At 26.4% G+C, this 10,183-nt stretch carries 11 protein-coding genes; 9 read left to right on the top strand and 2 right to left on the bottom strand.

What is annotated here, in order from left to right; genetic code table 11:
- From ACQPVP_RS15585 to ACQPVP_RS15560, 6 genes are all read left to right on the top strand, one after another.
- Window positions 1-189 (top strand): hypothetical protein (locus ACQPVP_RS15585; protein WP_430851488.1); only part of this gene is annotated, 189 nt, incomplete at its 5' end.
- Window positions 176-1,294, top strand: coding sequence for a sensor histidine kinase (locus ACQPVP_RS15580; protein WP_430851486.1), 1,119 nt, complete (start codon window positions 176-178; stop codon window positions 1,292-1,294). The genes ACQPVP_RS15585 and ACQPVP_RS15580, both read left to right, overlap by 14 nt.
- 8 nt (window positions 1,295-1,302) lie before the next feature.
- Window positions 1,303-1,941: a response regulator transcription factor gene (locus tag ACQPVP_RS15575; protein WP_430851484.1), complete on the top strand. Its 639-nt coding sequence runs from the start codon at window positions 1,303-1,305 to the stop codon at window positions 1,939-1,941.
- A 96-nt stretch (window positions 1,942-2,037) separates the two neighbouring features.
- Complete coding sequence (locus ACQPVP_RS15570; RefSeq protein ID WP_430851482.1) at window positions 2,038-2,973, top strand: ABC transporter ATP-binding protein; 936 nt, start codon at window positions 2,038-2,040, stop codon at window positions 2,971-2,973.
- A gap of 14 nt (window positions 2,974-2,987) precedes the next feature.
- Window positions 2,988-4,151, top strand: a complete 1,164-nt coding sequence (locus ACQPVP_RS15565) for an ABC transporter permease (protein WP_430851480.1) — start codon at window positions 2,988-2,990, stop codon at window positions 4,149-4,151.
- Window positions 4,126-5,271, top strand: coding sequence for an ABC transporter permease (locus ACQPVP_RS15560; protein ID WP_430851478.1), 1,146 nt, complete (start codon window positions 4,126-4,128; stop codon window positions 5,269-5,271). The genes ACQPVP_RS15565 and ACQPVP_RS15560 overlap by 26 nt, the downstream gene beginning before the upstream one ends.
- Before the next feature lie 142 nt (window positions 5,272-5,413).
- Here ACQPVP_RS15560 and ACQPVP_RS15555 read toward each other — a convergent pair whose 3' ends face one another.
- Complete coding sequence (locus ACQPVP_RS15555) at window positions 5,414-6,874, bottom strand: flotillin family protein (protein WP_430841324.1); 1,461 nt, start codon at window positions 6,872-6,874, stop codon at window positions 5,414-5,416.
- 197 nt (window positions 6,875-7,071) lie between these two features.
- On the opposite strand from ACQPVP_RS15555, the gene ACQPVP_RS15550 reads away from it, so the two are divergent.
- The 3 genes from ACQPVP_RS15550 (at window position 7,072) to ACQPVP_RS15540 (ending at window position 8,787) form a co-directional block, all read left to right on the top strand.
- Window positions 7,072-7,245, top strand: coding sequence for a DUF6019 family protein (locus ACQPVP_RS15550; protein WP_430841323.1), 174 nt, complete (start codon window positions 7,072-7,074; stop codon window positions 7,243-7,245).
- A gap of 6 nt (window positions 7,246-7,251) precedes the next feature.
- On the top strand, window positions 7,252-7,845 hold the full coding sequence (gene lepB, locus ACQPVP_RS15545) for a signal peptidase I (RefSeq protein WP_430851476.1): 594 nt from the start codon (window positions 7,252-7,254) through the stop codon (window positions 7,843-7,845).
- 150 nt (window positions 7,846-7,995) lie between these two features.
- Window positions 7,996-8,787 (top strand): lipid II flippase Amj family protein, encoded by a 792-nt coding sequence (locus ACQPVP_RS15540; RefSeq protein ID WP_430851474.1) that lies wholly within the window; start codon window positions 7,996-7,998, stop codon window positions 8,785-8,787.
- Window positions 8,788-8,830: 43 nt separating this feature from the next.
- Here ACQPVP_RS15540 and ACQPVP_RS15535 read toward each other — a convergent pair whose 3' ends face one another.
- Window positions 8,831-10,141 (bottom strand): aspartate kinase, encoded by a 1,311-nt coding sequence (locus ACQPVP_RS15535; protein WP_430851472.1) that lies wholly within the window; start codon window positions 10,139-10,141, stop codon window positions 8,831-8,833.
- Between the last annotated feature and the right edge of the window lie 42 nt (window positions 10,142-10,183).

The raw sequence follows: 10,183 nt of genomic DNA, 5'->3' as shown, positions 1-10,183 counted from the left end.
AATCTTAAATTTTATCCACAACTAATAATAGAAAAACCCTCTGTTTTTAAACAGGGGGTTTTTCAACAAACTGAAAAAACTCCCTCAGGGAGTTTTTTTAAAATTAATTATTTAAGTAATTTTGAACAAATTATATCAAAAATGTTTCATTTTTCATTCTTAATTATTGGTGGGGGTGTTAATAATTAAAAGTTATAATTTATTTATATTACTTAAGTTAATAATAAGTATTTATATAGCGTGGACAAGTATAGAAAATGATAGTACTAACTATATAGTGGTTATATTTATTCTACTATATATTATAGCTATATTTATTAAAGGTATGGTTAGAAAATATAATATATTATTCAAATTATTTTCTATAATTGAAGCTGTTATTGCTATTATATTTGCTACTAATTATTTAAGCTTAGCATCATTATTGATTAGTATTTTAATAGTAGAATTTTCCATAAAAGAAATAAAAAATAAATATATAGGATTATTTTTATCTGTTCTGCCATTAATTTTTCTATTAAAAGATAATAACTTTATAGATGCTGCAATAATTTTAGTAATTATGATCATTTTTATATCTATTTATGAAGCTCAATTAAATAAACTTAAAAAATTAGATGAAATACAAGAAGAGCAAAGAAGGATAATATATAGTTTACAGAAAAAGTTAGTTGATGAACATGATATACAAGAGCAAATTCTTTATACAGCAAGATTAGAAGAAAGAAATAAAATTTCTGCAAGACTTCATGATAAAATAGGTCATACTATTTCTGGTACATTACTCCAATTAGAAGCAAGTAAATTTATTTTAGAAAATGATAAAGAAAAAGGGATTTCTATGTTAAATTCTTGTACAGAAAATCTAAGGAATGGTATGGAAGAAATAAGGATGACTTTAAGAAATATAAAACCAAAGGAAGAAGAATTAGGCATTAATAGGATTAAAAAAATATTGGATGAAAAAATAAAAGATACTAATATAAAAGGAAAAGTAGTATATAGTGGTGATTTAGAGAATGTTAGTACAGGCCTATGGATAGTATTTATACATATTATAACTGAGCTAACCACAAATTCTATCAAATATTCAAATGGAGATTTAATAGAAGTTAAAATAGAAATATTAAATAAGATTATAAAGTTAGAGGTTAAAGATAATGGATTAGGATGCAAAAAAGTTAAAAAGAGTATAGGCTTAAGGAATATTGAAGAAAGTGTAAGTAATCTAAAGGGTAAATTAATAATTGATAGTGATGATGGTTTTAAAGTTATTGTTTTAATTCCATATTAGGAGGAAATATGAGTATAAAATTAGTAATTGCTGATGATGATGCTTTAATTAGAGAAAGTTTAAAAATTATTTTATCTTATGATAAAGAAATAGAAGTTGTAGATACATTTGAAAATGGTAAGGACTTAGTTGGATTTTTATTAAAAAAAAATATTGATATAGCTTTAGTAGATGTTAGAATGCCTCTATTAAATGGTGTAAAAGCAACTTTGGAAATATCAAAAAATACAAATACAAAGGTAATAATTTTAACTACCTTCGATGAAGATGAGTACATAAGAGAAGGAATAAAAAATGGTGCTAAAGGATATTTATTAAAAAATACTAACCCAGATAAAATAATAGAAACTATAAAGCTTGTAAATAAAGGTATAGCTGTTATACAAGAAGAAATATTAAGCAAGATTAGTAGTAATCTTATGGCATCAGTAAATAGAAAAGAACAGCTTGATAAAAGCCTTTTTACAGAAAGGGAATTAGACGTAATGGAGGCAATTTCAGAAGGATTAAACAATAAGGAAATAGGGAAAAAACTATTTATTTCAGAGGGAACAGTTAAAAATTATATAACATCTATATTACAAAAAACAGATTTAACTCATAGAACTCAAATTGCAATTTATTATATAAAAAAGATGGATATGTAATATATGACTATTGTCATATATAAAAGATGACCTTTGCTAGATTTCTAGTAGAGGTTTTTTTTATATAATAAAATTAGTAAAAATGGAGGGTATATTATGAAAGTTATAGAAATTAAAGATTTAGTAAAAAAGTATGATGACAACATTGCTGTAGACAATATTAGTTTATCTATAGAAGAAGGAGAGATATACGGAATCTTAGGACCAAATGGAGCAGGTAAAAGTACAGCTATTAGTTTAATTTGCTCATTACTATTTCCTAATTCAGGAGAAATTAAAATATTAGGACAAGATATAAGAAAAAATTTGAAAAGTATAAAAAGGAATATAGGATTAGTTCCACAAAACATTGCACTTTATAGAAATTTTACAGCTTATGAAAATGTTAAGTTCTTTGGAGAGTTATATGGGTTAAGAGGAAAAAAGCTTAATGAAGCAATTGATAATGCTTTAGAATTTACAGAGCTTTTGGATGTTAAAAAGAAAAAGGCAGAAGAATTTTCAGGAGGTATGTTAAGAAGATTAAATATAGCTTGTGCAATAGTTCATAGTCCTAAAATATTAATTATGGATGAACCAACAGTAGGAATAGATCCACAATCAAGAAATAATATTATGCAAGCAGTTAAAAAGTTGAATAAAAAAGGAGTAACTATAATTTATACTACTCACTATATGGAAGAGGCAGAAAGCTTATGTACAAAAATTGCAATAGTAGATAACGGGAAAATTATAGTTGAGGGGACTAAAGATGAATTAAAAGATATAGTTAGTGATAAAAAGATACTTAATATTGGCGTAGATAATATTTATAATGTTAATTTAGAATTATTAAGAAATGTTGAAGGAGTTATAGATATCTCTATTGATAATAATAATGTTGTGATTACTTCTTCTAAGGATGTAAATAACTTAAGTAAGATAATTAAAGAAATATCGAATGAAGATTTAAAAATAAATGATTTAGCCTTTAAAGAAATAACATTAGAAACAGTATTTTTATCATTAACAGGAAAAAAAATAAGAGATTAGAGGGAGAGGTTATTATGATTGCAATTATAAAAGCAACTATATTAAATTGTATTAGAGATAAAAAAAATCTTATTTTCATGATATTTTTTCCTTTATTTCTTGTATTTATAATAGGAAGCACCTTATCTTCTTATTTTGATAATATGAATAGCAATGTAGCTATAGAAAATTTACTAATTTATTATATTGATGAAAGTGACAGTAAAACTAGTGAAGTTTTTAATACCTTTATTAATATAGTTAAAGAAAGTAAGGATATTGGTAATGTAGAATTAAAAGAAATAACTGATATTGATGAAGGAAAAAAAGAAGTAAGAACTAATAGAGCAATATTATTACATTTAAAAGATAATACTATAGAAATGTATTCTAATGATAACGTACCGATAAGATCATCTATTGTTTTTCAAATATTAGAAAGCATTTCTGATAGATATAATGCAATATCAGAGGTCTATACTATTAATCCATTAAAATCAGAAGAAATAATTAAATATGAGAATAATGAAAATTTCATTGAAGAAGAGGATATACCTTATGATCAAAGTCCAAGTTCTATGGACTATTATGGAGTTGCAGAAATAGGACTTATGATGTTTTATTTCATTAATTATCCTCTTTTTAATTTAAAACAGGATAAAAGAGAGAATATTAAAGATAGGATAAAGCTATCTGGAATATCCACCCGAAGATATTATTTATCATCTTTTATGGGTTTCTTTATATTTTCTTATGGAGTTTCTTTAATAACTTATATCTTAAGCAAAATATTGTTTAATGTTAATTATGGAGATAATTTATTTATAATGCCACTAGCAATGATACCTTTTTTAATTCTTGTAAATGGATTAGGAACTATGATGCCTATGATATTTAAGGATGATAAAGTATCAGTAACAATATTACAGAATATAATTATTCCAGTTTTATGTTTTTTAGGTGGCGGATATATTGCATTATATGGAGAGATGGATGGAGTATTTAATTTAGTAACTAAGATATCACCATTAAGATGGTTTAATAGTAGTATTTTTAGATATATATACTCTGGGGACAAGAGTTTATTAATAAGTTGGCTTATATTTGGAGTCATTGCTTTAGTTGTTATATTAATATTAATTTATATAATAACAAGAAGGGAGGATAAGTGTAGTGAAAAATATATTAGTATTAATTAAGAATAATTTACGAGTTGATATCTTAAAAGATCCTTTTAGATTTTTAATTGGGTTACTTGCTCCTGTATTGATTCTTTATATCATGCTTATGATAATTAACACAAATTCTGGTTATATAAATATAGGAGTAATAGATAATGATAATAGTAAAACTAGTAATCTTATTATAGATTCTTTAAAAAGTAAAGCTGGATATAATGTAAATGAAATTAAGAAAGAAGATAGTAAGAACTTATTTTCAGAAAAGTCTATAAATGTAGCTATAGAAATTAAAGATGGATTTGAAAATGAAGTTATTAATGGCGATGTAAGTAAAATAAAGGTTACCGCTATTAAAGATGACGGAATTGGAAATTTAATTAAAGATCTTCTTAATATGGAGATGATTAATATTAGAGAAATTGCATTAGCAAGCAATAATAATGAAGAAGTATACTATAAATCTATAGATAATTATAATAATAGTATTTATGTTAATATAAATAAAGAAAGTTTAAATGATTTACATTCATATTATACTTCAAGCCAAATTTTCATTGGTTTTCTAATTATGTTTATGTTAATAAGGGGAATGAGGACAGCCTATAGAATTTTTGATGAAAAAGATGAAAATATTTATATGAGAATATTTATGGCGCCAGTTAGGACTTCAGAGTATTATTTAGCCGGAATAATAAGTGGCTATATATCTATTTTAATTCAAGCAGCATTAGGAATTATAAGTATAAATATTCTTAATGTACAAACAGGATTAAAAAATATAGAGTTATTTATAATCCTTGCATTAGTAGGATTAGTTTCAATAAGTCTTGCTTTATGTTGTAGTTCTTTTGCAAAAAATAAATCAGAAGCTGCTAATATATTTAATTTTGCAAATATTTTACTTCCTATGCTTGGAGGGGCTTTTGTTCCAATTGAAATAATGCCACCTTTAGTGGAAAAAATATCTTATTTTACTCCTGTAAGGTGGGCAATGCAATCTATATCAGATATCCAACAAGGACATGATTTTAGTGGAACGTATAAATATTTATTTATACTATTCTTATTTTCAGTAACCTTTTTTGTTATAGCTGCTTATAGAACAGTAAAAGAAGAAAAGAAAATAATGATAAACTAGGGTACTACTATAATTAATAATTAAAAATAAATAATGAATAATTGAGGAAAAAACTCCTTAGAAAGGAGTTTTTAAAATAAAATCTTGATGTAATTTAAAAAAAAAATTACATCAAGATTTGGTAATGTACACTTACTAAATATTAATTGTCTACATTGGTGCTTTCAGCATCAATTATATCAGCTTTAGGCTCTAATGTATTTGAAGCTGACTCTTTATTTACAAAATCGTTTATTACTTTGGATAAATCAACTCCTGTTAAGTCTTTTAATACTTCAAAACCATTAGCAGCTACATCGGTTACTATTTTAGAAACCTTTGAAGCACCTTGATTTCCACCATTATCTATAACAGTTAATTTGTCTATTTGATCTAATGGGCTTGCAATTTCCTTCATTACATCTGGTAATCTATTTACTATCATTTCAACTATTGCAGCTTCTCCATATTTAGCCATAGCTTCTGCTAATTTATCTTTAGCCTCTGCTTCTGCAAGACCTCTTGCTTTAATAGCTTCTGCTTCTGCTAATCCCTTCGCTCTTATAGCCGCTGCATCTGCTTCTGCTTGTATTTTTTTAGCCTCCGCTTCTGCAATTGCTTTAACTTTTATGGTTTCAGCTTCAGCCTCTGCTAGCTTTATAGCTTGTATTTTATTAGCTTCAGCAGCAACTTCTACTTCATATTTTTTAGCATCTGCTGGCTTTTTTACTTCAGCTATTAATTTTTTTTCCACAACTATAGCTTCTTTTTCAGCAAGTGCTGCTTGTTGTTCTGCTAATAATGCATTATTTTCAGCCTCTTGTAATTTATAAGCAACGTCAGCATTAGCCTTTGCCTTATCTTGTTCTGCTCTAAAGGATTCTAACTTTAATTTTTTATCTCTTTCACTTTGAGCAATTTCAGTTTCTGCTTCAAGTTTTGCTTTTTGACCTTCTCTTGTTGCTACTGCAGTTTTTATTTCAGTATCTCTTTTTCTTTCAGCTTCTGCTATGTCAGCTTCAGATTTAGCAGCTGCAATTTGTGGCTTGGCTCTATTTTCTAAGTAGCCTCCTTGAGTACTAATTTTTAATATTGTATAAGAAATTAATACTAAACCCATTGAACCAAGTTCATTTCTAATATCATCTTCAATTCTTTGCTCAAAGGATGCTCTATCTTCATTAATTTGCTCTACAGTCAATGTAGATACTATTCCTCTAAGTTTACCTTCTAATATTTGTTCAACAATTGTTCTTATTACATTAACTGTATTTTTTTCACCACCACTACAAAATTGCTCAACGGCTTTTAGTACATTTTCAGTATCATTTTTAACTTTAATAACGGCAGTACCAACAATATTAACAAATATACCTTGTTTTGCTGGAGCTTCATTTACGTCTGTTGTCATTGATATATTTTCTAGTGAAATTGTAGAAGAGGTTTCTAGAATAGGAATCATTAAACCCCCTCTACCTAATAAAACTCTTTTTTTCAATCCTGTGATTACCATAGCTTTATCAGCAGGCACCCTTCTCCAAAATGAAAGAAAGAGTATTATTACTATAAGTACTAAGATTATTATAGGTAGTACATTGATTATTTTGTCTAGCAAATCACTCATTATTATTTACCTCCTAAATTTTAATATATACAGTAATATTTTAACATAAAATTACAGTAAAAGTAAAAGATATAAATGCTAATTTTTTTATATTATGATATAATTATTGTAAATTAATGGATAAGACAAAATAAAAAAGAAATATCAAGTATTATTTAGATGATATTAAAAATGAATAAAGATTAGGGGGAATAAGTATGGATATAATTCTTGTTTTATTGTATTTAACAGTGCCTATTTTTATATTATATTTTATAATTAAATTTGCAGTGAAAAATGCAATGAAAGAAAGTTTAGAAGAATTAGAAAAAAGCATTAAGAAATCTGTAAAAGTAGTTTTAAATGAAAGAGACTTTGATAGAGAGGAGTAAATTTTTATGGGGAATAGAGTATTAAGAGAGTTTAGAAGTATTGCTATAACAATAACAGGAAGTATAATACTATTGTCATTAATTAATACAAAGGTTTTTGCAATGGCAAAGGTTCAGCAAAAATCTATGGAAAATACACTTTATAGTGATGAGAAGCTTTTAGTAGATAAGATAAGCTATAATTTTACTGACCCTAAGAGAGGATATATAATTATCTTTCTAAAAGATGAAGAAAAAGGTAATATTTTAGAAGAAAGTTATACGTATTTAAAGGAGGTTATTTCATTAAATAATATTACAGATAGTAGAATTAGATATGTTAAAAGAGTAATAGGTATACCAGGAGATGAAATTAATATAGAATATGGTAATGTATATGTAAATGGAGAAATGTTATATGAAGATTATATAAAAGGGGAAACTTATAGTAGAGATATAAAATTTCCATTAATAGTGAGAGAAAATGAATTATTTGTATTAGGTGATAATAGAGAAGTAAGCAAAGATAGTAGAGATTTTGGAACTATTAAAATAGAGCAAGTAGAAGGACGAGCGATATTTAGAGTTTCATCCTTAGAAAGATTTGGGGTGTTAAAATAGATAAAAAATGCATCTTTTAACTTTATATAATTCATAAATTATTGCAAATATATTACGATTTGTAAACTATATTTAAGTAGTCAAATTATTTAGGTATAATTAGTATTACTATATTTTTGAATATAAATGAAAATTTATAAAGGAGTTTATATGGATAAACAAATTGTAATAGTATTAATACTAAATTTTATAATTTCAATAATTGGAACTCTTGCTTATTCTGTAAGGTTAGTAGGTGTTAGAACAGGTAAAATAGCTGTAACCTTCGCTGTTTTTAATGTTCTTATGTTAGTATCTAGAACAGCTGTTACTTTTCAAAGCCCGTTACTAACTAAATTTGTTGAAAGTAATTCTAGTAGCAATGATTTAATAAGAATTTTTAATTTAATTATAGTAATATCAGGTATAGCTTCTGTTGTAGGAGCCTTTCTAATACCTACATTTCAAAAAATGTTTAGTAAAGCTGTAAATCATTTTTCTATTGAAAGATCAATACCAAAGTTAATTCTTCATAGTTTCTCAAAAACTGGTGTTAAATATATTAGGAATAGTATAGCAATTCCAGTAAAAGAAAGCTTAACGAGTATTAATTTTAAAAATCTTCCTAAAAGGATTCTATTTTATAATTTTATATCAGTAGCTATAATTACCGCTGGAGCTTTTGCACCAATATATGCTGGAAGTATAGCACCTGAGCTTAGAGCAACTTGCTTATCACTTTCACCAATTATTAATGGTACTGCAACTATATTAACTTCAATTTTTATTGATCCACATTTGTCTATAATGACTGATGATGTTATTGATGGAAAGTGTAGTGAAGAAGAATTTAGAGGATGTGTAATTGCAATGGTTGGTAGTAAGGTTGTTGGAACATTTATGGCATTATTTATTTTTGTTCCAGCTTCATATTTAATAGCCTTTGTAGCAAATTACATATAATTAAAAATAGAGTACTGAAAAATTTTCAGTACTCTATTTTTAATTATATAAATGCATTATATATTGAATTTATTCCTTTTTCAAAATCATCATTTTCAATACCAATTAGAATATTTATTTCACTAGAACCTTGATCTATCATTCTAATATTAATATCTGCTTCGCTTAATGAATTAAAAACTTTAGCAGCAATACCTTTATTAGAAGACATACCATTACCTACAGTAGCAATAAGAGCCATGTTAGGATGTACAACAATAGAATCAGGATTACATGTCCTCTTTATCTCTTCTACTAGAATTTCAATTTTATTTTTTAGTTGAGCATCAGAAATAACTACACAAACTGTATCTATACCAGAAGGCATGTTTTCAAAGGAAATACAGTTTTGCTCTAATATAGATAATACTTTTCTACAGAAACCAAGTTCTGAGTTCATCATAGCTTTTTCTATGGAAATAACAGTGAAATCTTTTTTTCCTGCAATTCCTTTAATAGGATTCTTGAAATCAGGTTCCATATCTTTAACAATTAAAGTTCCTGGATCCAGTGGCATATTAGTATTTTTAATATTAATAGGTATTCCTGCATTTCTCACTGGAAAAACAGATTCTTCATGTAAAACAGAAGCACCCATATAGGAAAGTTCTCTTAACTCTCTATAAGTAATTTTTCTGATTTGCATGGGATTTTCAACTATTCTGGGATCAGCCATTAGAAATCCAGAAACATCTGTCCAGTTTTCATATAGGTCAGCATTTATACTAGCTGAAACTAATGCTCCAGTAATATCAGATCCACCTCTAGAGAAAGTAATTATATTACCAGTAGGATCAGAGCCATAAAATCCAGGAATAACAGCTTTTTTACCATCAATAAGAACTTTCTTTAGTGCTGAATATGTAGCATCAGTATCTATGCAACCATATTTATTAAATAAAATAACCTCTTTAGCATCTATAAACTCAAAATCAAGATAATCTGCAAGAATAATACCATTCAGATATTCGCCCCTACTTGCAGCATAGTCTTTAGATGCACCATTCTCTAAGTCTGATTTTATCTTATTTAAATAAGAATCAATATTTAAAGAAAGGTTAAGTTCTAATACTATATCCTTATATCTATTAGCTATTAGATTAAACACATCATCTAATGGAATACTAGATTCTATATGTGCTTGGCAAAGATATAAAAGGTCTGTGATTTTAAAATCCTTAGGATTTCTCTTTCCCGGTGCTGAAGGAACAACTATTTTTCTGCCATCATTGGCTAAAATAATTTCCTTTACCTTTCTAAATTGACTAGCATCAGCTAAAGAACTCCCCCCAAATTTTGTTACAATCATATTCAATTTTAAGCCCCCTTAAAAAATATATTTACTATATATTAGCAA

The sequence above is a fragment of the Clostridium nigeriense genome, from assembly GCF_050585265.1.
GTDB classification, from domain to species: Bacteria; Bacillota; Clostridia; order Clostridiales; family Clostridiaceae; genus Clostridium; species Clostridium nigeriense_B.
Note: the sequence above shows the minus strand (reverse complement) of the source record. Positions and strands in the feature narration are given on the sequence as shown.

Coding starts and splice junctions, on each gene's coding strand:
- ACQPVP_RS15575 (WP_430851484.1), top strand. CDS start 1,303: ATGAGTATAAAATTAGTAATTGCTGATGATGATGCTTTAATTAGAGAA.
- ACQPVP_RS15565 (WP_430851480.1), top strand. CDS start 2,988: ATGATTGCAATTATAAAAGCAACTATATTAAATTGTATTAGAGATAAA.
- lepB (WP_430851476.1), top strand. CDS start 7,252: ATGGGGAATAGAGTATTAAGAGAGTTTAGAAGTATTGCTATAACAATA.
- ACQPVP_RS15570 (WP_430851482.1), top strand. CDS start 2,038: ATGAAAGTTATAGAAATTAAAGATTTAGTAAAAAAGTATGATGACAAC.
- ACQPVP_RS15540 (WP_430851474.1), top strand. CDS start 7,996: ATGGATAAACAAATTGTAATAGTATTAATACTAAATTTTATAATTTCA.
- ACQPVP_RS15555 (WP_430841324.1), bottom strand. CDS start 6,874: ATGAGTGATTTGCTAGACAAAATAATCAATGTACTACCTATAATAATC.
- ACQPVP_RS15550 (WP_430841323.1), top strand. CDS start 7,072: ATGGATATAATTCTTGTTTTATTGTATTTAACAGTGCCTATTTTTATA.